At 71.8% G+C, this 22,422-nt stretch carries 19 protein-coding genes; 16 read left to right on the top strand and 3 right to left on the bottom strand.

The features are described from left to right. The 12 genes from B351_RS16865 to B351_RS0113540 form a co-directional block, all read left to right on the top strand. The coding region (locus tag B351_RS16865; protein WP_019399587.1) for an ABC transporter permease at nucleotides 1-842 on the top strand (842 nt) is incomplete at its 5' end. Beyond that, a complete protein-coding gene (locus B351_RS0113590; RefSeq protein WP_026010720.1) occupies nucleotides 832-2,190 on the top strand; it encodes an ABC transporter ATP-binding protein in 1,359 nt (452 codons plus the stop codon). The genes B351_RS16865 and B351_RS0113590, both read left to right, overlap by 11 nt. Beyond that, a complete protein-coding gene (locus B351_RS17170) occupies nucleotides 2,190-6,452 on the top strand; it encodes a glycosyltransferase (RefSeq protein ID WP_019399585.1) in 4,263 nt (1,420 codons plus the stop codon). The genes B351_RS0113590 and B351_RS17170 overlap by 1 nt, the downstream gene beginning before the upstream one ends. After that, a complete protein-coding gene (locus B351_RS0113580; protein WP_019399584.1) occupies nucleotides 6,449-7,477 on the top strand; it encodes a hypothetical protein in 1,029 nt (342 codons plus the stop codon). The genes B351_RS17170 and B351_RS0113580 overlap by 4 nt, the downstream gene beginning before the upstream one ends. Next, nucleotides 7,474-8,061: an SIS domain-containing protein gene (locus B351_RS0113575; protein ID WP_019399583.1), complete on the top strand. Its 588-nt coding sequence runs from the start codon at nucleotides 7,474-7,476 to the stop codon at nucleotides 8,059-8,061. The genes B351_RS0113580 and B351_RS0113575 overlap by 4 nt, the downstream gene beginning before the upstream one ends. Next, nucleotides 8,051-8,758, top strand: coding sequence for a nucleotidyltransferase family protein (locus B351_RS0113570; protein WP_019399582.1), 708 nt, complete (start codon nucleotides 8,051-8,053; stop codon nucleotides 8,756-8,758). The genes B351_RS0113575 and B351_RS0113570 overlap by 11 nt, the downstream gene beginning before the upstream one ends. Beyond that, nucleotides 8,755-9,420, top strand: a complete 666-nt coding sequence (locus B351_RS16855) for a D-glycero-beta-D-manno-heptose 1,7-bisphosphate 7-phosphatase (protein ID WP_019399581.1) — start codon at nucleotides 8,755-8,757, stop codon at nucleotides 9,418-9,420. Before B351_RS0113570 ends, B351_RS16855 begins: the two co-directional genes overlap by 4 nt. A 202-nt stretch (nucleotides 9,421-9,622) precedes the next feature. Beyond that, complete coding sequence (locus B351_RS0113560) at nucleotides 9,623-10,045, top strand: hypothetical protein (RefSeq protein WP_156810473.1); 423 nt, start codon at nucleotides 9,623-9,625, stop codon at nucleotides 10,043-10,045. Then, nucleotides 10,042-12,135: a hypothetical protein gene (locus B351_RS0113555; protein WP_019399579.1), complete on the top strand. Its 2,094-nt coding sequence runs from the start codon at nucleotides 10,042-10,044 to the stop codon at nucleotides 12,133-12,135. The genes B351_RS0113560 and B351_RS0113555 overlap by 4 nt, the downstream gene beginning before the upstream one ends. Beyond that, nucleotides 12,132-13,124 (top strand): glycosyltransferase family 2 protein, encoded by a 993-nt coding sequence (locus B351_RS0113550; protein ID WP_019399578.1) that lies wholly within the window; start codon nucleotides 12,132-12,134, stop codon nucleotides 13,122-13,124. Before B351_RS0113555 ends, B351_RS0113550 begins: the two co-directional genes overlap by 4 nt. 350 nt (nucleotides 13,125-13,474) lie before the next feature. After that, nucleotides 13,475-15,190 carry an LTA synthase family protein gene (locus B351_RS0113545; protein WP_019399577.1) on the top strand — a complete coding sequence of 572 codons (1,716 nt, stop codon included), beginning with the start codon at nucleotides 13,475-13,477 and terminating at the stop codon, nucleotides 15,188-15,190. Continuing rightward, nucleotides 15,187-15,549, top strand: a complete 363-nt coding sequence (locus B351_RS0113540) for a hypothetical protein (RefSeq protein WP_019399576.1) — start codon at nucleotides 15,187-15,189, stop codon at nucleotides 15,547-15,549. The genes B351_RS0113545 and B351_RS0113540 overlap by 4 nt, the downstream gene beginning before the upstream one ends. 15 nt (nucleotides 15,550-15,564) lie before the next feature. On the opposite strand, the gene B351_RS0113535 is transcribed toward B351_RS0113540, so the two are convergent. Both B351_RS0113535 and B351_RS0113530 read right to left on the bottom strand, forming a co-directional pair. Then, complete coding sequence (locus tag B351_RS0113535) at nucleotides 15,565-16,503, bottom strand: electron transfer flavoprotein subunit alpha/FixB family protein (RefSeq protein ID WP_019399575.1); 939 nt, start codon at nucleotides 16,501-16,503, stop codon at nucleotides 15,565-15,567. A 61-nt stretch (nucleotides 16,504-16,564) separates the two neighbouring features. After that, complete coding sequence (locus B351_RS0113530; protein WP_019399574.1) at nucleotides 16,565-17,311, bottom strand: electron transfer flavoprotein subunit beta/FixA family protein; 747 nt, start codon at nucleotides 17,309-17,311, stop codon at nucleotides 16,565-16,567. Nucleotides 17,312-17,526: 215 nt separating this feature from the next. Between B351_RS0113530 and rfbB the strand changes: the two genes are divergently transcribed. The 4 genes from rfbB to rfbD are packed head-to-tail and all read left to right on the top strand — an operon-like array spanning nucleotide 17,527 to nucleotide 20,972. Next, the gene (rfbB, locus tag B351_RS0113525) at nucleotides 17,527-18,582 is read left to right on the top strand and encodes a dTDP-glucose 4,6-dehydratase (protein WP_019399573.1); all 1,056 of its coding nucleotides are present in this window, start codon (nucleotides 17,527-17,529) and stop codon (nucleotides 18,580-18,582) included. A gap of 19 nt (nucleotides 18,583-18,601) precedes the next feature. Beyond that, entirely contained in the window at nucleotides 18,602-19,489 is an 888-nt protein-coding gene (rfbA, locus tag B351_RS0113520) for a glucose-1-phosphate thymidylyltransferase RfbA (RefSeq protein ID WP_019399572.1), read from the top strand. After that, on the top strand, nucleotides 19,486-20,043 hold the full coding sequence (rfbC, locus tag B351_RS0113515) for a dTDP-4-dehydrorhamnose 3,5-epimerase (protein WP_019399571.1): 558 nt from the start codon (nucleotides 19,486-19,488) through the stop codon (nucleotides 20,041-20,043). The genes rfbA and rfbC overlap by 4 nt, the downstream gene beginning before the upstream one ends. Next, the gene (gene rfbD / locus B351_RS0113510) at nucleotides 20,040-20,972 is read left to right on the top strand and encodes a dTDP-4-dehydrorhamnose reductase (protein ID WP_019399570.1); all 933 of its coding nucleotides are present in this window, start codon (nucleotides 20,040-20,042) and stop codon (nucleotides 20,970-20,972) included. Before rfbC ends, rfbD begins: the two co-directional genes overlap by 4 nt. Before the next feature lie 39 nt (nucleotides 20,973-21,011). On the opposite strand, the gene B351_RS0113505 is transcribed toward rfbD, so the two are convergent. Beyond that, nucleotides 21,012-22,415 carry a mannose-1-phosphate guanylyltransferase/mannose-6-phosphate isomerase gene (locus B351_RS0113505; protein WP_019399569.1) on the bottom strand — a complete coding sequence of 468 codons (1,404 nt, stop codon included), beginning with the start codon at nucleotides 22,413-22,415 and terminating at the stop codon, nucleotides 21,012-21,014. Nucleotides 22,416-22,422 lie beyond the last annotated feature (7 nt).

Here is a 22,422-nt window from a genome sequence, read left to right as displayed (position 1 = left end):
GGCATGCCGTCGGGGCCCGGCTCCCGACGGCGCGTCTCCTCAACCCGCTCGCGCCCTACCTCGGTTTCGCCGCCCACGGCCGGCTGATCCTGGACCTGGTGCGGCGCGACGTGGCCGGGCGCTACCGCGGCGCCATGGGCGGCAAGTTGTGGGCCTTCCTCACCCCGCTGCTGATGCTGGCGGTCTACTCGTTCGTTTTTGGCTACATCTTCCAGGCGCGCTGGACCGCGGCGCAGACCGGGAACGTCGCCTTCCCGATCGTGCTGTTCGTTGGCCTGATCTTCGCCAACTTCTTCACCGAGTGCCTCAACCGCGCGCCGGCCTTGGTGGTGTCCAACCCCAACTACGTCAAGAAGGTGGTGTTCCCGCTGGACGTGCTGGCCTGGGTGGCGGTTGGCACCTCGCTGTTCCACGCCTGCGTCGGCGTGGCAGTGCTGCTGCTGGCGATGGTGGCCACCGGCACCCACCTGCCGGCCACCGCGCTGCTGCTGCCGCTGGTGTTCGTGCTGTTCGTGCCGATGGTGGCCGGCCTGACCTGGTTCCTCGCGGCCATGGGCGTTTACTTCCGCGACCTGCTGCAGTTCGTCACCGTGCTGTCCACCGCGCTGGTGTTCCTGGCGCCGATCTTCTACCCGCGCACCATGCTCCCGGAGGAATACCGCTGGGTGCTGCTACTCAATCCGCTGAGCTACATCGTGGAAACGGCGCACAACCTGCTGCTGTGGGGGCGGCTGCCCGACTGGAGGCTGGCGCTGGCCTACCTGGTCGTGGCGCTGGCCACGGCGTGGCTGGGCTGGCTGGCGTTCCAGCTCACCAGGAAGGGTTTCGCCGATGTCATCTGACGCGAACCTTTCCATCCGGGCCGATGGCGTGTCCAAGTGCTACGCCATCTACGACCGTCCGGCCGACCGCCTGCGGCAGATGCTGGCGTCGGGCATGGCGCGCCTGACCCGCGGCAGCCCGCGTCGCTACTACAGCGAGTTCTGGGCGCTGCGCGACGTCTCGCTGCAGGTGCGCAAGGGCGAGTGCGTGGCCCTGATCGGGCGCAACGGCTCCGGCAAGTCCACCCTCCTGCAGATCATCACCGGCACCCTGGCCCCGACCTCGGGGCGGATCGCGGTGGACGGGCGGGTGGCCGCGCTGCTGGAGCTGGGCTCGGGCTTCAACCCGGAGTTCACCGGCCTGGAGAACGTCTACCTCAACGCCTCGCTGCTGGGCATGCGCCGCGAGGAGGTCGACGCCAAGCTCGACGACATCCTCGCCTTCGCCGACATCGGCGAGTTCGTGCGCCAGCCGGTGAAGACCTACTCCAGCGGCATGGTCGTGCGCCTGGCCTTCGCGGTGCAGGCGCAGATCGACCCGGACGTGCTGATCGTGGACGAGGCGCTGGCCGTGGGCGACGCCCGCTTCCAGGCCAAGTGCTTCGCGCGCCTGAAGGCGCTGCGCGAGCGCGGCACCTCGATCCTGCTGGTGACCCATTCCACCGAGCAGGTGGTCACCCATTGCGACCGCGCGGTGCTGCTCGACCGCGGCCACAAGCTGGACGAAGGCGAGCCGCGGCCGATCGTCAACCGCTACCTGGACCTGCTCTACGGGCGCAAGCCCGCCGCTGCCGCCGGCGGCGCGGCGGAGGCCGCCCCGGCGGCCGGCACCGGACGCGAGGCGGGCCTGCCGGAGCAGCTGCAGGCGCTGGACCCGGAATTCGCCACCCGCGCCGATCCGCTGTTCGCCACCCGCCCGCTGTACAACCCGTACGAGCACCGTTGGGGCGACCGCCGCGCCGAGATCACCGACTTCGCCGTGTTCGCCGCCGGCGAGACCTACCCGCAGCAGGTGCGCGCCCGCACCCGGGTCGACTGCTACGTGCGCTACCGCCTGCACGCGCCGGTGGTGCGGCCGATCTTCGGCATCACCCTCAAGACCAAGGAGGGGCTGACGGTGTACGGCACCAACAGCGAGATGGCCGGGATGGGCGACGCGCTGGCGGCCGGCGACGGCGTGGTCGCGTGCAGCTTCGAACTCAACTGCGCGCCGGGCGACTACTTCCTTTCCTTCGGCATCGCCAGCCGCGACGGCAATGGCGAGGTGGTGCCGCACGACCGCCGCTATGACTCGGTCCACCTGTGCGTCGAGTCGTCCGACGCGTTCCTGGGTATCACCGATCTGAAGGCCGAACTCCAGGTCCTATGATGAATCACGAGAATCCGGTCCCTCCGTCCTACGCGCGCGACGAGGCGAGCGGGCTGTGGATGCGCGAGGGAACGCCCGTCTCCTGGGGTTACAGCGACGGAGACCAGGTGGAGCAGGCGCTTTTGCAGGCAGTGGAAGCCTGCACGGACCGCTCGGCGCTGTCGCCCGAGCTGGCCCGCAGGATCCACGACTGGCCGACGATGTACTACTTCAGCCCGCGCCGCGCCAACCTGCTGCGCCCGTTCGCCGGCCTGCTGCGCGGACGGGTGCTGGAGATCGGCGCCGGCTGCGGCGCGGTCACCCGCTACCTGGGCGAGACCGCGGCCGAGGTCGTGGCGCTGGAGCCCTCGGCGCAGCGCGCACGGGTGGCCGCGGCGCGCTGCCGCGGGCTGGCGTCGGTGAAGGTGGTGGTGGACGAGCTGGAATCGTTCGCCCGGACCGGCGAGACCTTCGACGCGATCACCCTCATTGGCGTGCTCGAGTACGCCCACCGCTTCTGCGAGCGCCCGGACGCGGCGCTGCACTGGCTGCGGCTGGCCAGGGGCATGCTGCGCCCGGGCGGCGCGCTGCTGCTGGCCATCGAGAACAAGCTGGGCCTGAAGTACTTCGCCGGCGCGCCCGAGGACCACCTGGGCCGGCCCATGCTCGGCATCGGCGACCTGTACGAGGCCCGTGGCCCGCGCACCTGGGGCCGCGCCGAACTGGAGGCGATGCTGCACCAGGCCGGTTTCGCGCGCACCGGCTTCGCCGTGCCGCTGCCGGACTACAAGCTGCCCAGCTCGGTGTTGCTGTCCGAGGGCGACGACGCCATGCCCGGGTTCGACGGCGGCGCGGCACTGGCCGAGGCATCGGTCGCGCGCGACGCCAGCCTGGAGGGCCTGCCCCTGTTCCCGCTCGACCGCACCTGGCGGGTGCTGGCCGAGAACGGTCTGCTGGTGGACATGGCCAATTCGTTCCTCGTGGTGGCCCGGGTCGACGCCCAGGGGCATGTGTACGGCGACGACAACGCCGACCGATCCGCGTACCACTATTCGGTCGACCGCCGCCCGGCCTACTGCAAGGAGGCGGCCTTCGTCCGCGCAGCGGAAGGCCCGATGGTGGTGCGCCGCGCGCTGGCCCCGGACGCCGGTGAGGACGGCGCGCCGTTGCGCTTCCACCCGGCCAGCGAGCCGTACGTGGCCGGCGAAGCGTGGAGCTCTTCGCTCTACCGGCGGCTGCGGCGCGACGGTTGGCGCGCGGCGGACTGCGGCGACTGGCTGCAAGGCTGGATGGAGCAGGTATGCGCATCCGCCGGCGTGGCCGGCAGCAGCGCCGCGCACTGGAATGCCGACCTGGTGCTGCCCGGCAGCAGCATCGACCTGCTCCCGCACAACCTGATCCTGGCCGGCGACGGCACGGCGCGCTTCATCGACCATGAATGGGCGCGCGAGGGTGGGGTGCCGCTCGGCTACCTCGTGTTCCGTGGCCTGTTCGAGACCCTGTCCGCCTGCCCGCCGGTGGCGCGGCCGCACGACGAGGGCGAGCTTTCGTTCCTGGCCTTCATCACCCGGTTGATGGCCACCGCCGGCGCGGGCTTCGAACTTTCCGCGCAGCGGCTGCAGGCCTACCTGGAGCTGGAGTCCGGCTTCCAGCGCGCCGTGGCCGGCCGCGAGGGCACCACGCGCGCGGAACTGGAGGCGGCGCGGTTGCACCGCGCGCCGTTCGCGACGGTGGAGGGCGCCGCCGGCGCCGCGGTCGAACGCGCCCTTGCCCAGGGCGCCGACCTGGAACGCCTGCGCCGCGTCTATGCCCAGCTGGAAGCCGACCACGAGAAGGTCGCAGCCTGGGCGCACTCGCTGGACAAAGCGCTGGCCGACAGGGAGCGCGAGCTCCAGGGTAGCGGGGAACTGCGGCACCACGCGGAAGAGCTGGAGGCCGGCAACCGCGAGCTGCAAGCGCGGACCACCAAGCTGCAGGCGCGGCTGGACGAGGCGCAGGCGCGTGCCGCCGAGCTGCAGGCGCGTGCCGCCGAACTGCAGGCGCGCAGCTGCGATGCCGAACAGCACCTGCAGCGCGTGCGCGAGCTGGAGCAGCAGCTGGCGGTGATCACCCGCTCGCGCTCCTGGCGCATCACCAGGCCGCTGCGCCTGGCCGGGCGCTTGCTGCATGGCGACTGGGACTCCGTGGCTGCCTCCCTGCGCGGCCGCGGCCTGGCTTCGCATCCGCTGCTGGCGCCGCTGGCCGCTCCCGCCCGCCGCTGGCTGCAGGCCAGGCTCGAGCGCCAGCGCGCCTCCGCCTTCGTGGTTCCCGCCGTCAAGGACGTGGAGCGCCTGCTCGACGGCCTGGTGGTGCCGCAGTTCGAGGCGCCCAGGGTCTCGGTGGTGATCCCGGCCTACGGCAACCTGGGCTACACCGCCGCGGCGGTGCGCTCGATCGTCGAGTCGGCGCCGCGCGTGCCCTACGAGATCATCGTCGCCGAGGACGCCTCCGGCGACACCGAGATCGGACGCCTGGCCGGGGTGCCGGGGCTGCGCTACCACGAGCATCCGCAGAACCTCGGTTTCATCCGCTCGTGCAACGCCGCGGCGGAGCTGGCCCGCGGCGAGTATGTGTGCTTCCTCAACAACGACACCCAGGTGATGCCGGGCTGGCTGGACGGCCTGCTGGACGTGTTCGCCGACCATCCGGACGCCGGCATGGCCGGCTCGCGCCTGGTGTACCCCGATGGCCGCCTGCAGGAGGCCGGCGGCATCGTCTGGCGCGACGGCTCGGCCTGGAACTACGGCCGCCTGCGCGACCCGGGCGAGCACGAGTTCAACTACGTGCGCCCGGCCGACTACTGCTCCGGCGCGAGCATCCTGTTGCCGCTGGCCCTGTTCCGCGAGCTGGGCGGGTTCGACGAGCACTATTGCCCGGCGTACTGCGAGGACTCGGACCTGGCGTTCAAGGTGCGGCAGTCCGGGCGCGAGGTCTACTACACCCCGTTCTCCACCGTGGTGCACTTCGAGGGCATCTCCCACGGCACCGACACCTCCGGTGGCGTGAAGGCCTACCAGGTCGCCAACCAGGAGAAGCTGCGCCGGCGCTGGGAGGCGGAACTGGCGGCGCACTACCCCAACGGCGAGCAGGTGATGCGGGCGCGCGACCGCGCCTGGGGCCGCAAGGTCGTGCTGATCGTCGACCACTACGTGCCGCAGCCGGACCGCGACGCCGGCTCGCGCACGATGGTGGCCTTCATCGATTCCCTGCTGGCCGCCGGCTGGGTGGTCAAGTTCTGGCCGGACAACCTGCACCAGGATCCGGTGTATACGCCGCCGCTGCAGCGGCGCGGGGTGGAGGTGATCTACGGCAGCCGGCGCATGGGCGGCTTCGCCGACTACCTGCGCGAGTGCGGGGCCGGGCTGGACGCGGTGCTGCTGTCGCGGCCGCACATCTCGCTGCCCTACCTGCAGGCGCTGCGCAAGCAGGCGCCGGGGGTGCCGGTGGCCTATTACGGGCACGACCTGCATTTCCGCCGCCTGGCGCGCGAGGCGGACGTGGCCGGGCGCGATGACCTGCGCCACGAGGCGCGCCGCATCGAGGCGCTGGAACGGCAACTGTGGCAGGGGGCGGACATCGTCCTCTACCCGTCGCAGGAGGAGGCCGACGAGGTCGCGGCGCTGGCGCCCGGAACCCCGGTCCGCGCCATCTCGCCGTATGCCTTCGACCACTTCGTCGACGACGCCGAGCCGGACGGGCGTTCGGGGCTGGTGTTCGTCGCCGGCTTCGCGCATTCGCCCAACGTCGACGCCGCGCTGTGGCTGGTCCAGGAAGTGATGCCGCGGCTGTGGCGCGAACATCCGCAGCTGACGCTGTCGCTGGTCGGCTCCAATCCCACCGACGTGGTCAAGGGCCTGGCCGGGCGCCAGGTCGAGGTCACCGGCTACGTGAGCGACGCCGAACTTTGCCGCCGCTACCGCCAGGCGCGGGTGGCGGTGGTGCCGCTGCGCTACGGCGCCGGGGTGAAGGGCAAGGTGGTGGAGGCGCTGCAGAACGGATTGCCGCTGGCGACGACCTCCGTGGGTGCCCAGGGCCTGCCGGGCCTGGAACAGGTGGCCGCCGTGGCCGACGACGCCGTGGAACTGGCCGAGGCCATCGCCCGCCTGCTGGCCGACGACGGCCTGTGGCGCCGGCGCTCGCGCGAGGGCGCGCGCCTGGCCCGTTCGCTGTTCTCGCGCCAGGCGCTGACCGCGCAGCTGCTGGACGCGCTTTCGACCAATCGCGACAAGGAAAACCGGGCATGATCATCCGTTCCCGCGCGCCGCTGCGCCTGGGCCTGGCCGGCGGTGGCACCGACGTCTCGCCGTACAGCGAGCAGCACGGTGGTTTCGTCATGAACGTCACCATCGACAAGTTCGCGTACGCCACCCTCGACCGTTCCCCGACCGGCAAGCTCGAACTGCATGCGCTCGACGCCGGTTCGGTGCAGGTGCTCGACCCGGAGGAGGTTGACCGCTCGCCGGGCCCGCAGCAGCTGATGCGCGGCGTGTACCTGCACGTGGCCGACCGCCTGCTCGGCGGGCGCCGCCCGGCGCTGCGCATCCGCGCGCATTCGGACGCCCCGCCCGGATCCGGCCTGGGCTCGTCCTCGACCATGGTCGTGGCCCTGGTCACCGCGTTCAACGAGTATTTCAGCCTGGCCCTGGGCGAGTACGAGATCGCGCAGATCGCCTATGACATCGAGCGCAAGGACCTGGCCCTGGCCGGCGGCAAGCAGGACCAGTACGCGGCGGCGTTCGGCGGCTTCAACTTCATGGAGTTCTACGCCGGCGACCGGGTCATCGTGAACCCGCTGCGGATCAAGGAATGGATCTGGAACGAGCTGGAGGCCAGCCTGGTGCTGTACTTCACCGGCGTGTCGCGGGCCTCGGCCAAGATCATCGACGAGCAGTCGCGCAACATCCGCGAGGGCCGCACCGATTCGCTGGAGGCGATGCACCGGCTCAAGCAGGAGGCGGTGCAGATGAAGGAGGCGCTGCTGCGCGGCGACCTGGCGCGCTTCGCCCAGGTCATGCAGTCCGGCTGGGAAGCCAAGAAGCAGAGCGCATCCAGCATCACCAACCCGATGATCGACGAACTGGAGGCGCTGGCCTTCGCCAACGGCGCCCTCGCCACCAAGGTCTCCGGCGCCGGCGGCGGCGGCTTCATGATGTTCGTGTGCGACCCGGCCGAACGCGTGCGCCTGGTGCGCGCGCTGTCCGGCGCCGGCGGCACCGTCTACGACACCCACTTCACTCCGCACGGAGCGTCCTCATGGAAAATCGGTTGAATACCTTCGTCCAGGCGGAGTTCGACAAGACCCTGGCCAACTTCAACGCGATGGCCGCCGACGCGCGGCTGCGCGAGCAGATCGCGCAGGCGGTGCGGCTGTGCGTCGACGCCCTGCGCGCAGGCAGGAAGCTGCTGTTCGCCGGCAACGGCGGCAGCGCCGCCGACGCCCAGCACTGGGCCGGCGAACTGGTCAGCCGCTTCTACTACGACCGCCCGGGCCTGCCGGCGATCGCGCTGACCACCGACACCTCGATCCTCACCGCGATCGGCAACGACTACGGCTACGACTACACCTTCGCCCGCCAGGTCGAGGCGCTGGGCCAGGAGGGCGACGTGTTCATCGCCATCTCCACCTCCGGGCGCTCGAAGAACATCCTGCGCGCGCTCGACGCGGCCGAGGCCAAGGGCGTGAAGGTGATCGGCTTCACTGGCGCGGGCGGCGGCGACATGGCCGGCCGTTGCGACGTCTGCTTCCAGGTCCCATCGAACGAGACCCCGCGCATCCAGGAAGGCCACGAGTTCATCGGCCACCTGCTGTGCGCCCTGATCGAGTCGGAGATCTTCCCCAAAGATGGCCGCTGAGGAAGCGATCGTCCTGGTCGGCGGCCTCGGCACGCGCCTGCGTGCGGTGGTCAGCGACGTGCCCAAGCCGCTGGCCCCGGTGGCCGGCCGCCCGTTCCTGGCCTGGCTGCTGGACGCCTATGCGGCGGCCGGGCTGCGCCGGGTGATCCTCGCCACGGGCTATCGCGCCGCGCAGGTCGAGGACGCGGTCGGGCGCCGCTGGCAGGGCATGGAGATCGCCTATTCGGTGGAGGACGCGCCGCTGGGCACCGGCGGCGCCATCCGCCAGGCGCTGGCCCTGGCCCAGGGCGACGGCGTGCACCTGGCCAATGGCGACACCTTCCTGCGCTACGACCCGGCCGCGCTGGAAGCGGCCACCCGCGGGCACGGCTGCGCGCTGGGCATCGCCCTGGCGGCGGTGGACGACGTAGGGCGCTACGGCGCGGTCGAAGTGGCCGGCGGGCGCGTGGTCGGCTTCCGCGAGAAGGGTGGCGCCGGGCCTGGCCTGATCAACGCCGGCAGCTATTTCCTGGACGCGGCCGCGTTCGCGCGGCTGCCCGCGCCGCAGGGCGCCTGGTCGTTCGAGGAGCTGGTGCTGCGGCCATGGAGCGAGTCCGGCCAGGTGGCCGCGTTCGAGCGCACCGCGGATTTCATCGACATCGGCGTGCCGGAGGACTACGTCCGCGCCCAGCACCTGTTCCGGGAAGGCGCGGCGTGAGCGGGGTCCGCGAGCCCGTGGTGACGGTGCCGCCGGAAGCGGCGGGGCTGGTCGGTGGCGGGCCGCACCGGGCGCTGTTCCTGGACCGCGACGGCGTGGTCAACGTCGACCACGGCTACGTGCATACCCCCGGGCGCACCGAGTGGGTCCCCGGGATCTTCGAGCTGGCGCGCGCCGCGCGCGCGGCCGGCTACGTGCTCGTGGTGGCCACCAACCAGGCCGGCATCGCCCGCGGCTACTACGACGAGGAGCAGTTCCGCGCCTACACGCGCTGGGTGCACGCGCGCTTCGCCGAGGAGGGCGCGCCGCTGCTGGCGACCTATTACTGCCCGCACCACCCGGAGGCGGGGCAGGGCGCGTACAAGGTGGCCTGCGCCTGCCGCAAGCCGGAGCCGGGGATGCTGCTGGAGGCCATTGGCCGGCACGGGCTGGATCCGGCCGGGTCGGTGATGGTCGGCGACACGCCCAAGGACATGGAGGCGGCCGCGGCTGCGGGGGTCGTCCGCCGGTTCCTGCTGTGCGGCCCCGGGGCGGAGCCGGGCGAGCGTGCGGCGGGGATCGCGGTCGCCAGCCTGGACGAGGTTGCCAGGACGCTGGTGGCCGGCGCCGGGGAGGCCGCTCCGGCGGCCGGCCGTCACGGTTCGCGCGCGCCGCTGGCGTGAAAGCTTGAAGTGCATGGGCAATGCCCGGATCATCGGCGCCCGATGCGGCCGGTCGTCGCCAGGCACGGGCCCGGCGGACCGCGCGACGCAAAGCGGCTTGCCATCCATGGATCCGCCGACAGTGCCGGTGGAGTAACGAGGTTCGAATTGCCTGCGGGAATCCCGCGGGTCTTTTCCTGAAAGGCGAGTCCGGTAACACATGATGCGAACTGCCATCGTTGGCACCCTGGCGGTGCTGGCCCTCCCGATCCTGTCCGCCTGCGGGCGGATCGAGCCGGTGCAGGACGGCGTGCCCCCCCATCCGACCTCGGTGGAGAACGAGGATGCCGTGCTCAGCGTCGAGCCCGGCGCCGTCGGCGCCTGCGAGGGCCAGCGGGTCGCGGCGCGGATCGCGTGGAAGGTGAAGGATCCGGCGGTGCAGTCGGTTCTGGTCCAGGTGCGCGGCGACGATGGCGGGCGCAAGGTGTTCGCCTCAGGCGCGGCGCAGGGCGAGGCGGAAACCGGGCAGTGGGTCGCCGGGGGCACGCGCTTCCATCTGGTCGATGCCGACAGCCGCCGGGACCTCGCCGCCTTCGAGGTCGCGGGCCTGGCCTGCCTCGGACCGACTGACGGAGCAATGGAATGAACCAGCAGGTGTTGCGGTCCGGCCTGCGCGGGGGGGCGGAGTTCCTCCTCGTGCTGTTCTTCGTGGTCGTCGGCTATGCCGCATGGCGGAAGGGCCTGTTCCCGGCCAGCGCCAATGGCTACCTCGGTGGCTACCTGCAGGCGGCGCTCGCCGCCGCGGCCGGGGCACTGCTCGTCAACCTCGTGGCCGCCCGTTCCGGGCGCCCGGGCGGGGCAGCGCTGGTGCTCGGCTTCCTCGCGGTGCTGGGCGTGGCCTACTACTGCGGGCTTTCCGCGCTTGCCGCGGCGGCCCTGCTGCTGGCCGTGTCCTGGGGCGTCGGCAGCCTGTTCCACACCGGCTCCGGGTCCGATCCCTGGCTGACCAGCCTGGTCGGCCTCGCGGTGGTCGCGGCGGTGGTCGGCTGGCTGCTGCCGTTCCAGGTGCACGACGGCCGCATCCACCTGGCCGCGGCGGTGCTGCTGGTCGCCTGGCGCCGGGAAGCGGTCCTCGAGCAGGCCCGTGCGGTGGCTGCCGGGTTCGGCCAGCTGCGCCGCCAGCACCCGTGGTGGAGCTCGCTGCTGGCGGGCGTCGCCGGCTTCGCCTCGATCGCGCTGTGGTTGCCGAGCCTCAACTACGACGACAACGCCGCCCACCTGGGCATGGTCGGCCAGCTGCTGGAGGGCGGCTATTACCGGCTGGACGTCTCCAGCCAGGTCTGGGCGGTCGCGCCCTGGGCCAACAACGTCCTGCATTCCCTCGCCGCCCTGCTGGCGGGCCAGGAGTCGCGGGCCTCGATGGGCCTGCTGTGGCTGTTGCTCGGCATCTCCGGCGCCTACCGCCTGGCCCTGGCGCTGGACGGGCGCCGCGAGGTCGCGCTGGCCGCGGCGGCGGTATTCGCCTCGCACCCGCTGACGGTTTATTTCGGCTCGACCATGCAGGTCGACGGCTGCGTGGCCGCGGTGGTGCTGCACCTGGCGGCGCTGCTCGCCGGCAGGTGCGACCTGTCGCGCGGCGCGCTGGCGATCGGCGCGCTGTTCGGCCTGCTGGCCGGGCTGAAGGCGTCGAACGTGGTCTATGCCCTGCCGGCGCTGGCCTGGATCGGCTGGCAGGCGCTGCGGCACCGGCAGTGGTGGGGGCTGGCCAGGCTGGTGGTCGCCGCCAGCGTGGTGGGCGGGAGCAGCTATTTCTACGCTTTGCTCGTCACCGGCAACCCGGTGTTCCCGCTGTTCAACTCGATCTTCCAGTCGCCGTACATGCCGCCGGTCGACTTCCTCGATGCGCGCTGGCGCGCGGGCATCGACGCCTCGCTCCTGTGGGACCTGACCTTCCACAGCCCGCGCTTCGGCGAGCACGCCCCCGGCGCGGCCGGACTGGCATTCCTGGTGCTGCTGCCGGGTTGCATCTACGCCATGTCCTGCTCGCGTGCCGCCTGCGCCGTGGGCCTGTGGGCGCTGGCCTCCGGCCTGCTGCTGTTCGCCCAGCTGCAGTACCTGCGCTACGTCTTCCCGGCGCTGGCCCTGCTGGGCACGGTCGGCGTGGTGGGCGCCGCCGGCTGCCTCCGCCGGGCCGGCTTCGCGGCCGGCATCCCGCTGCTGGCCGCGGCCAACCTGGCGCTGGCGCCCACCACGATCTGGATCTTCAAGGAGAACCCGTGGCAGGCGCTGCTGCTCGAGGGCAGGGGCGCCAGGACGCAGCTGGTCGCGGAGATGATCCCGCAGCGCGCGCTGATCGAGCGCTACCTGGCGCGGGATCCGGATACCTGCGTGCTCAATTCCGACACCAGCGCGCCGTTCGTCGCCGGCGGCAAGGGGCGCGCGCACTCGATGGCCTGGTACGACCAGCGCCTGAAGCTGGCCAAGGAGTGGGCCGACGAGGACCCCAGTGGCGAACGCTGGCGCGAAGTGCTCAGGGCCACCGGCACCTCCGGCATCGTGGTGCCGGCCGAGGCCAGTCCCGGCCAGCGCGCGGCGATGCAGGCACTGGGCTACGTCCCGGTCGACCGGGAGCGCGGGGTCGAACTGTGGTCGCTGCCCGGCAACCGCCAGGGCGAATGCCGCCTCGGCGCAGTACGCGACCAGGCCAGGCGGATCCTCCAGAGGAACAACCGATGAAACCGACCGATTCCTCGCCGCCCAGCGTGGCGGTGGTGATCCCCAGCTACAAGGTGACCCGCCACATCCTGCAGGTCATCGCATCCATCGGCGACGACGTGGACCACATCATCGTCGTCGACGACGCCTGCCCGGAGGGGTCCGGCAAGCTGGTGGAATCTGGCTGCAGCGACCCGCGGGTGTGCGTGGTCTACCACGCGCAGAACCAGGGCGTGGGCGGCGCGGTCCTGACCGGCTACCAGCGCGCGCTGGAGCTGGGCGCGGACATCATCGTCAAGATCGACGGCGACGGGCAGATGGATCCGGCGCTGCTGCCCAACTTCGTCGCCCCGATCGCCGCGCTGGAGGCCGACTACACCAAGGGCAACCGCTTCTACGACCTGCGCAACATCGGCCAGATGCCCGCGATCCGCCTGTTCGGCAACGCGGCCCTGTCGTTCATGGCCAAGGTCTCCACCGGCTACTGGGACCTGTTCGATCCGACCAACGGCTATACCGCCATTTCCGCCCGGGTCGCGGCGCTGCTGCCGTTCGAGCGGATCAGCCGCCGCTATTTCTTCGAGACCGATCTGCTGTTCCGGCTCGGGACCTTCCGCGCGGTCGTGGTCGACATCCCGATGGACGCCCGCTACGGCGACGAGGTGAGCAACCTCAGGATCGGCAAGGTGCTCACCGAATTCCTGCTCAAGCACGGCCGCAACTTCTTCAAGCGGGTGTTCTACAGCTACTTCCTGCGCGACATGTCGCTGGCGTCGCTGGAGCTGCTGGCCGGCTGCGCGCTGGTGCTGTTCGGCGCCGTGTTCGGCCTCTACCACTGGGGGCTGTCGGTCTCGACCGGCGCGCCCGCCAGTACCGGCACCGTGATGCTGGCCGCCCTCCCGCTGCTGGTTGGCCTGCAGCTGCTGCTGGCATTCCTGGCCTATGACATCGCCTCCGTGCCGCGCAAGGTACTGAGCAGCCGCCTGGGGCGCAGGTTGCGCGGCCACTAGCCCGGCGCAGTGGACCTCCCGCCGCCCCGGTCCGTGCCGTGGCGGCTCCGGCGCCCGGGTTTTGCCGGGATTGGCCGTTCCCGGCCCTTTCCCGGCAGTGCCGGCGCCGGGTGCTAGACTGCCCCCTGCCAGTTGTCAGCCCCGGGGGGGGGGGGGGTAGCTGGATCCGTCGGCCCTCGCCGACGGGTCCGGGAGGGGCAAGTGGAAAGATTCCCGACATCGGAAATCGCGGTCCGGCGCCAGCCGGATGGCCCGGTGGCATGAGGCAGGCGTTGCCTGTTGCGGTCCCGGCAAGCGACGCGTGGCAGGGGCGGGTACCCTGGCACTGGCTGTGCGCGTGCCTCGGGTTAGTGCTGTACGTGCCGCTGCTGTGGGGCATGGACCGCTGGGTCCTGGGCGTGGCGGCCAGCGCCTATCGCACCCCGGCGGCGATGCTGCTCAACGCCGCGGTCGCGGTGCCGTTCGTGCTGGTGCTGTGGAGCCTGAGCCGGCGCCTGCTGTCCTCGCTGCTGCTGGTCCTGCTGCTGCAGGTGCTGTTGTACAAGGTGTCGGCGGTGAAGCTGCAGGTGCTGGGCGCGCCGCTGGCGCTGCAGGACTTCTATTTCCTGACCAGCTTCAACCGCGCCAGCCTGGAGCTGCTCGGCTCCTACCTCGAGGATGCTGCGGCCGTCTGGGCCTGGACTGGCGGCGGGGCCTTGCTGCTGGCCCTGGCCTTCTGGGCCGAGCGGCCGTGGATGGGCCGCGCCCGCCTGGCCAAGGTGGTGGTCTTCGGCGCCGGCGCGGCGCTGGTGGCCGCGCTGTACCTGGCAGCCTGGCCATGGACCGCGTTCTATACCCGGGACGCCGTGCGGCCCTCGCCGCTGGGGCCGGGGCCGGGCGCACTCCACGCCGGGCTGATGAGCAGCCTGGTGTTCAAGCACCTGGACCTTTCCAACGCCGTGCATGCGGTGGACGAGGCGGCTTTGCGCGCGCTGCTGGAGGCCACCGCTGAGGAGCGCGCGGGCATCGTGCCGGCGCAGGCCGGCGCGGAGGCATTGCCAGACATCGTGGTGATCCTCAGCGAGTCGTTCATGGATCCGCGGATCCTGGCCGGCATGGACCAGGTCGCCGACCCGATTCCCGCCACCCGCGCGCTGCTGGAGCGGGGCGCGGGCGGGCCGATGCGGGTGCCGACCTACGGTGGCGGCACCGTGCGTACCGAGTTCGAGGTGCTGACCGGGATGCCGGTCAGCGCCTTCCCCTCGGTGATGTATCCCTACGTGGACATGGCCAGGCCGCGGATGCCCGGACTGCCTGCATTGCTGCGCGACCTCGGCTACGCCACGGTGGCGGTGCACGGCAATTCCGGCGCGTTCTGGAACCGCACCGATGCCTTCCGCGCCATGGGCATCCAGCGCTTCCTGACCGAGAAGGCATTCCGCGGGCAGGGCGTGCGCGACGGCGTCTGGTACTCCGACGCCTCGATGACCGACCTGGTGCTGCAGGAGCTTGAGGCGGCCGACGCGCCGCTGTTCGTGGCGGCCATCAGCATCGAGAACCACGGCCCTTACGAAAGCGAGGCCCCGGTTCGCGATGCCGCCGCCAAGGAGGCGGTGCCGGTGCCCGACCTCCTGCCGGCGCGCGCTGCCGGCAGCCTGCGCAACTACCTCTACCACCTGGGCAACGCCGACCGCGAACTGGAGCGCCTGCTACGGCGGATGGAGCAGCGCGGGCGTCCGTTCGTGGTGGTGTTCTTCGGCGACCACCTGCCGGCCCTGCCGGAGGTCTACAACACCTTGCAGTTCGCCGACGGCGGCCAGGCGGAGGAGCAGATGGTGCCGTGGCTGGTCGTGGGCGACGGCGGGCGCCGGGCCGGGGCGCGGCCGTTGCACTCCTGGGAGCTGGCGGCCGAAGCGCTGGAAGTGGCCGGGCTGGCCGGGGACCCGTACTTCGACCTGGTGCGGGTGGCTGGGCGCAGGTTGGCCGCGCTGCCGCCCGATTCGCCGGAGGCGGATGAACTGCGCCGCGGCGTGGAGGCCGCGGCGGTGGCGCGCATGCAGGGCCGGTTCGAGGAGTTCCTGCGATGAGCGCGCGCCTGCGTGGCTGCATCGGCGGGGCGTTGCTGGCCGCTGCGACGGCGGCCGCGGCCTGGCTCAACGTCGACCATGGCAGCGCGCGGCTGGTGCTGGAGCCCGGCCGGGTCGGCGCCTGCACCACGCCGGCGGCCACCGCGGTGGAGTGGGACGCCGGCAAGGCCGGCGAGGGAGGCGTGCGGCTGGAGGTCAACAACCTCGGCAAGCCGCCCAAGCTGTGGGTGCTGGAGGGCCCGCGCGGCCGCGCCGAGGCCGGGGCCTGGGCGCACGACGGCTACACAGTGACCCTGCGGACCGCCGGCGGCCGCCTGCTTGCCCGGCGCACCCTGGCCACCGAACCGTGCAGCCCGTAGGCCCGGGTGCGGCCCTCAGAGGGCCGCTTCCAGCTCCGGCAGGATGGTGAAGAGGTCACCCACCAGGCCGATGTCGGCGATCTCGAAGATCGGCGCTTCCGGGTCCTTGTTGATGGCCACGATGGTGCCGGCGTCCTTGATGCCGGTCAGGTGCTGGATCGCGCCGGAAATGCCGATGGCCACGTACAGCTCCGGGGCGATGATCTTGCCGGTCTGGCCGACCTGCATCTCGTTCGGGCAGTAGCCGGCGTCCACCGCCGCGCGCGAGGCGCCCACCGCCGCGCCGAGCTTGTCGGCCAGCGAGTAGATGTGGCGGAAGTTCTCCTCCGAGCCGACGCCGCGGCCGCCGGAGACGACCCGGCGCGCGGACTGCAGGTCCGGGCGGTCGGAAGCACCGGCGGCCAGGCCCACGTAGCGGGTATGCGAGGGCAGGGCGGCCTCGACCTGCACCGCCTCCACCGGGGCGCTGTTGCCGCCGGCGGCCTGCGGCCAGGAGGCGGTGCGTACGGTGGCGACCACGACCTGCCCGGCCGGGGCCTCGACGGTGACGATGGCGTTGCCGGCGTAGATCGGGCGCTTGAAGGTGTACTCGCCCTCCACCGCCATCAGGTCGGAGACCTGGTTGACGCCCAGCAGGGCGGCGACCACCGGCATCAGGTCCTTGCCGAAGGTGGTCGAGGGGCCGAACACGTGGCTGTAGCCGGCGGCCAGCTTCGCCACCTGCGGGCCCAGCACCTGGGCGATGGCCTGGGCATTGGCCGGGTTGGCCACGGCGAGCACGCGGGTCACGCCGGCGATCTGCGCGGCCTCGGCCGCGACCGCCGCCGGGTCGGCGGCCAGCACGAGCACGTCGATGGCCTCCGGGTTCAGCGCCTGTGCGGCGCTGACGGTGCGCGCGGTGGCGGGGTTGAGCTTGCCGTCCAGGTGTTCGGCGACGACGAGGATCTTGGACATTGGAGCGTTCTCCGGAATCAGGGGGCCGCGCGGCGCGGGGCGCCCGGCGCGGCCGGGAGGATCAGAGCAGGCCCTTGGCCTTGAGCGTGGCGACCAGTTCGGCCGCGTCCTTGACCATCACGCCGCGGCTGCGCTTGGGCGGCGGGGCGTAGGCGGTGGTCTTCAGCTCCGGGCCGGCGTCCACGCCGAGGTCGGCCAGCTGCAGGGTCTCCAGCGGCTTGCTCTTGGCCTTCATGATGTCCGGCAGCTTGATGAAGCGCGGTTCGTTCAGGCGCAGGTCGGTGGTCACCACCGCCGGCAGGTCCACTTCCAGGGTCTCCAGGCCGGCGTCGACCTCGCGGGTCACCGTGGCCTTGCCATCGGCCACTTCCAGCTTGCTGGCGAAGGTGGCCTGCGGGCGGCCCCACAGGGTGGCCAGCATCTGGCCGGTCTGGTTGGCGTCGTCGTCGATCGCCTGCTTGCCCAGGATCACCAGGTCCGGCTGCTCCTTCTCCACCAGCTTCAGCAGGGTGCGGGCGGCCGCCAGCGGCTGCACCGGCTGGTCGGTGACCACGTGGATGGCGCGGTTGGCGCCCATCGCCAGGCCGTTGCGCAGGTGCGCCTGGGCGTCGGCCGGAGCGATCGTGGCCACCACCACCTCGGTGGCGATGCCCTTGTCGCGCAGGCGCAGGGCCTCCTCGAGCGCGATCTCGTCGAACGGGTTGGGCGAGAGCTTGACGCCCTCGGTCACCACGCCGGAGCCGTCCGGCTTGACCTGGATGCGGACGTTGTAGTCCACCACGCGCTTGTAGGCGACGAGGATCTTCATCGTTTGCGGAATCCTTGAGCTGGAACGGGAACGGCCCGGTTCGCGGCGGCCAATCCGGGGCGGAGTCACCGATTCTACCGGGCCCGGGGCCACCATGCGATCACGTATGGTGGCCGGGCGGCCCGCTCCGATCCACCTGAACAGCTCCGATTCAAGGGGCATCGGTATGCTTGCCGGCTCGGGCGCGAAAAGCGCCAATGAACAGGAGAATCGGCTTGGCCACTTGGCTCGTCACCGGCGGTGCCGGTTTCATCGGCGGCAATTTCGTCCTGGAGGCCGTGGCCCGCGGGGTGCGGGTGGTCAACCTGGACGCGCTGACCTACGCCGGCAACCTCGACACCCTGGCCTCGCTGCAGGGCAATCCGGACCACGTGTTCGTCCATGGCGACATCGGCGACCGCGAGCTGGTGGCGCGCCTGCTGGCCGAGCACCGCCCCGACGCGGTGCTCAACTTCGCCGCCGAGAGCCACGTGGACCGCTCCATCGACGGGCCGGCGGCCTTCGTCCAGACCAACGTGGTCGGCACCCTGGCCCTGCTGGAGGCGGTGCGCGACTACTGGAAGGGCCTGGAAGACGAGGCGAAGGCCGCGTTCCGCTTCCTGCACGTGTCCACCGACGAGGTCTACGGCACCCTCGGCGCGACCGGCAAGTTCACCGAGACCACCCCGTACGCGCCCAACTCGCCGTACTCGGCGTCCAAGGCCGCCTCCGACCACCTGGTGCGCGCCTTCCACCACACCTACGGCCTGCCCACGCTCACCACCAACTGCTCCAACAACTACGGCCCGTACCACTTCCCGGAGAAGCTGATCCCGCTGGTGATCCAGCGCGCGCTGGCCGGGGAGTCGCTGCCGGTGTACGGCGACGGCAAGCAGGTGCGCGACTGGCTGTACGTGGCCGACCACTGCGAGGCGATCCGCACGGTGCTGGCCAAGGGCCGGGTGGGCGAGACCTACAACGTCGGCGGCAACGCCGAGCGCGAGAACATCGAGGTGGTGCGCACCATCTGCCGCCTGCTCGACCAGCGCCGGCCGCGCCCGGACGGGCAGCCGCACGAGGTCCTGATCCCCCCCGCCACCGACCGCCCCGGCCACGACCGCCGCTACGCGATCGATGCGTCCAAGCTCAAGAACGAGCTGGGCTGGGAGCCGAAGTACAGCTTCGAACAGGGCATTGCCGCGACCGTGGACTGGTACCTGGCGCACCAGGACTGGGTGCGGCGGGTGCTGGACGGCAGCTACCGCCTCGAACGCATCGGCACCGCGGCCTGAAGCCGCACGGGACAGAACCATGACGCAACGCAAGGGCATCATCCTGGCCGGCGGCTCCGGCACGCGGCTGTATCCGATCACCAAGGGCGTCAGCAAGCAGCTGCTGCCGGTGTACGACAAGCCGATGATCTACTACCCGCTCAGCGTGCTGATGTTGGCCGGCATCCGCGAGGTGCTGGTCATCAACACGCCGCACGAGCAGGCCCTGTTCCAGAACCTGCTGGGCGACGGCTCGCAGTGGGGCATGGACATCCGCTACGCGGTCCAGCCCAGCCCCGACGGCCTGGCCCAGGCCTACCTGATCGGCCGCGACTTCGTCGCCGGCCAGCCCAGCTGCCTGGTGCTGGGCGACAACATCTTCCACGGCCACGGCCTGACCGCGACCCTGGCCCGCGCCAACGCGCGCACCGAGGGCGCCACCGTGTTCGGCTACTGGGTCAACGACCCGCAGCGCTACGGCGTGGCCGAGTTCGACGCCAGCGGCAAGGTGGTGGGCATCGAGGAGAAGCCGGCCAACCCGCGCTCCAACTACGCCGTCACCGGCCTGTACTTCTACGACGGCAAGGCCGCCGACTACGCCGCCGAGCTCAAGCCCTCGGCCCGCGGCGAGCTGGAGATCACCGACCTCAACAAGCGCTACCTGGACGAGGGCGCGCTGTACCTGGAGCAGCTGGGCCGCGGCTACGCCTGGCTGGACACCGGCACCCACCAGTCGCTGCACGATGCCTCCAACTTCATCCAGACCATCCAGGACCGCCAGGGCCTGCAGGTGTGCTGCCCGGAGGAGATCGCCTACGGCAACGGCTGGATCGACGCGGCGCAGTTGGAGAAGCTGGCGCAGCCGCTGGCCAAGAACGGCTACGGCCAGTACCTGCTGGCCCTGCTCAAGCGCGGGGTGGTGCGATGAAGGTGATCGAGACCGCCCTGCCGGGCTGCGTGGTGATCGAGCCGGCGGTGTTCGGCGACGCCCGCGGGGTGTTCTTCGAGACCTGGAACGCCGAGCGCTTCGCCCAGCACGGCCTGCCGACCCGGTTCGTGCAGAGCAACGTGTCCACCTCCACCCGCGGCGTGCTGCGCGGCCTGCATTACCAGTGGCCGCGGCCGCAGGGCAAGCTGGTGAGCGTGCTGGAAGGCGAGGTCTACGACGTGGCGGTGGACATCCGCCGCGGCTCGCCGACCTTCGGCCGCTGGGAAGCGGTGGTGCTCAGTGCGCAGAACCGGCGCCAGTTCTGGATCCCGGAGGGCTTCGCCCACGGCTTCGCGGTGCTGTCCGAGCACGCGATCTTCAGCTACCTGTGCACCGACGTGTACGTGAAGGAGTCCGACGCCGGGGTGCGCTGGAACGACGGCGACATCGGCGTGGACTGGCCCATCGCCGAGCCGGTGCTGTCGGCCAAGGACAGCAGCGCGCCGTTCCTGGCCGGGATCCCCGAGGACCGCCTGCCGGTGTACGCGCCATGACCCGGCTGCTGCTGGTCGGCGGCAACGGCCAGCTGGGGCGCGAGCTGCGCCGCAGCCTGGCGCCGCTGGGCGAGGTCGTCGCCACCACCCGCGACGGCCGCCTGCACGATGGCGGCCAGGCCATCGCCGCCGACCTGGATAGCCCTGGGCGCCTGGCCGAAGTGGTGCGCGAGGTCGCGCCCGACGCGGTCATCAACGCTGCGGCCTACACCGCGGTGGACAGGGCCGAGTCCGAGCCGGAGGCCGCGTTCCGCATCAACGGCGAGGCGCCCGGCGTGCTGGCCCAGGCCTGCGCCGCGGCCGGCATCCCGCTGGTGCATTACTCCACCGACTACGTGTTCGACGGGCAGGGCAGCAGCCCCTACCGCGAGGATGACCCGACCGCGCCGCTGGGCGTGTACGGGGCCAGCAAGCTGGCCGGCGAGCAGGCGATCCGCGCCGCCGGCGGCCGCCACCTGGTGTTCCGCACCGCGTGGGTTTACGCCGCGCACAGCCACAACTTCCTGCGCACCATGCTGCGCCTGGGCGCCGAGCGCGACGAGCTGCGGGTGGTGGCCGACCAGGTCGGCACGCCGACCCCGGCGGCGCTGATCGCCGAGGTCACCGCGGTGGCCCTGCGCCGGGCGCTGGACGATACCGGCACCAGCGGCACCTTGCACCTGGTGGCCGATGGCCAGACCAGCTGGCATGGCTTTGCCGAGGCGATCTTCGCCGAAGCGGTGGAAGCGGGCCTGCTGCCGCGCGCGCCGCGGGTGCAGGCGATCACCACCGCCGAGTTCCCGACCCCGGCGCGGCGCCCGGCCTACTCGTGCCTGGATACCACCGCGCTGCGGCGCGACTTCGCGGTGGCGCTGCCGCACTGGCGCGACGCGCTGCGCCCGGTGATCGCCGCACTGGCGGCCGAACGCGCCGCCGCTCCGGCGGCCTGACGGCCGGCACGGGAACGTGCCGGCGCTGCCCGCGGCCGCTCAGGTGCGGCCGTAGGTGTCCTCGAAGCGGACGATGTCGTCCTCGCCCAGGTAGCTGCCGGACTGGACCTCGATCAGCTCCAGAGGCAGCTTGCCGGGATTGCGCAGGCGGTGGGTCACGCCCAGCGGGATGTAGGTGCTCTGGTTCTCGGTCAGCAGGATCACCTCGTCGCCGCGGGTGACCTCGGCGGTGCCGCTGACCACCACCCAGTGCTCGGCGCGGTGGTGGTGCATCTGCAGGCTCAGGCTGGCGCCGGGCTTGACCGTGATCCGCTTGACCTGGAAGCGCTGGCCGCTGTCGATCGAGTCGTACGCGCCCCAGGGACGGTAGACCTTGCGGTGCCAAGTGGCCTCCGGGCGATCCTCGGCGCGGATCCGCGCCACCACTTCCTTGACCTCCTGCATGCGGTCGCCGCGCCCGACCAGCACCGCGTCGGCGGTTTCCACCACCACCACGTCGTCCAGCCCGACCAGGGCGATCAGGCGTTCACCGTAGGCGAAGGTGTTGCGGCAGTCGATCGCGATCACGTCGCCGTGGTGGGCGTTGCCGTCGGCGTCGCGCTCGGACACCTCGCGCAGCGCGGTCCAGGAGCCGACGTCGCTCCAGCCGGCGTCCAGCGGCACCAGCGAGGCGTGGTCGGTCTTCTCCATCACCGCGTAGTCGATCGAGTCCGAGGGCACCTCGGCGAAGGCCGCCGCGTCCAGGCGCACGAAGTCGGCGTCGCGGCGCGCGCCGGCCCAGGCCTTGCGCACCGCCGCCAGCATCTGCGGGTTGAACCGCTCCAGCTCGGCCAGGTAGCGCGAGGCGCGGAACAGGAACATGCCGCTGTTCCAGTAGTACGCGCCGGAGGCGACGTAGCCTTCCGCGGTGGCCAGGTCCGGCTTCTCCACGAACTGCTCCACCGCGCGCACGCCCTCGCCGGCGGTGGCGCGGATGTAGCCGTAGCCGGTCTCCGGGCCGGTGGGGACGATGCCGAAGGTGACCAGGCGCCCGGCCTCGGCCGCCGGCAGGGCCTCGAGCACCGCGCGGCGGAAGGCCTCGGGGTCGCGCACCACGTGGTCGGAGGGCAGCACCAGCAGCACCGGATCCTCGCCGCCGGCGCCGGCCTCCAGCGCGGCCACGGCGATCGCCGGGGCGGTGTTGCGGCCGGCCGGCTCCAGCAGGATCGCCTGCGGCACCGCGCCGACCTGGTGCAGCTGCTCGGCGGCGACGAAGCGGTGCGCCTCGTTGGCCACCACCAGCGGCGCGCGGGTGGCCAGCGGGGCCACCCGGCGCCAGGTCTCCTGGAGCATGGTCAGCTCCCCGTGCAACGGCAGGAACTGCTTGGGATAGGACTCCCGCGACAGCGGCCACAGCCGCGTGCCGGAGCCGCCGGACAACAGGACGGGGAGCAGGTCGTTCATGGGCTTC

It is taken from the genome of Pseudoxanthomonas sp. GW2 (genome assembly GCF_000283075.1).
Taxonomy (GTDB): domain Bacteria; phylum Pseudomonadota; class Gammaproteobacteria; order Xanthomonadales; family Xanthomonadaceae; genus Pseudoxanthomonas.
The sequence above is the reverse complement of the archived record's forward strand: the minus strand, read 5'-3'. Positions and strand labels throughout refer to the sequence as shown.

Excerpts from the sequence above, each read along its gene's own strand:
- rfbD (WP_019399570.1), top strand. The coding sequence starts at position 20,040 with ATGACCCGGCTGCTGCTGGTCGGCGGCAACGGCCAGCTGGGGCGCGAG.
- B351_RS0113505 (WP_019399569.1), bottom strand. The coding sequence starts at position 22,415 with ATGAACGACCTGCTCCCCGTCCTGTTGTCCGGCGGCTCCGGCACGCGG.
- B351_RS0113580 (WP_019399584.1), top strand. The coding sequence starts at position 6,449 with ATGATCATCCGTTCCCGCGCGCCGCTGCGCCTGGGCCTGGCCGGCGGT.
- B351_RS0113590 (WP_026010720.1), top strand. The coding sequence starts at position 832 with ATGTCATCTGACGCGAACCTTTCCATCCGGGCCGATGGCGTGTCCAAG.
- B351_RS0113530 (WP_019399574.1), bottom strand. The coding sequence starts at position 17,311 with ATGAAGATCCTCGTCGCCTACAAGCGCGTGGTGGACTACAACGTCCGC.
- rfbC (WP_019399571.1), top strand. The coding sequence starts at position 19,486 with ATGAAGGTGATCGAGACCGCCCTGCCGGGCTGCGTGGTGATCGAGCCG.
- B351_RS17170 (WP_019399585.1), top strand. The coding sequence starts at position 2,190 with ATGAATCACGAGAATCCGGTCCCTCCGTCCTACGCGCGCGACGAGGCG.
- B351_RS0113555 (WP_019399579.1), top strand. The coding sequence starts at position 10,042 with ATGAACCAGCAGGTGTTGCGGTCCGGCCTGCGCGGGGGGGCGGAGTTC.
- B351_RS0113535 (WP_019399575.1), bottom strand. The coding sequence starts at position 16,503 with ATGTCCAAGATCCTCGTCGTCGCCGAACACCTGGACGGCAAGCTCAAC.
- B351_RS0113560 (WP_156810473.1), top strand. The coding sequence starts at position 9,623 with ATGCGAACTGCCATCGTTGGCACCCTGGCGGTGCTGGCCCTCCCGATC.
- B351_RS0113570 (WP_019399582.1), top strand. The coding sequence starts at position 8,051 with ATGGCCGCTGAGGAAGCGATCGTCCTGGTCGGCGGCCTCGGCACGCGC.
- rfbA (WP_019399572.1), top strand. The coding sequence starts at position 18,602 with ATGACGCAACGCAAGGGCATCATCCTGGCCGGCGGCTCCGGCACGCGG.
- B351_RS0113540 (WP_019399576.1), top strand. The coding sequence starts at position 15,187 with ATGAGCGCGCGCCTGCGTGGCTGCATCGGCGGGGCGTTGCTGGCCGCT.
- B351_RS0113550 (WP_019399578.1), top strand. The coding sequence starts at position 12,132 with ATGAAACCGACCGATTCCTCGCCGCCCAGCGTGGCGGTGGTGATCCCC.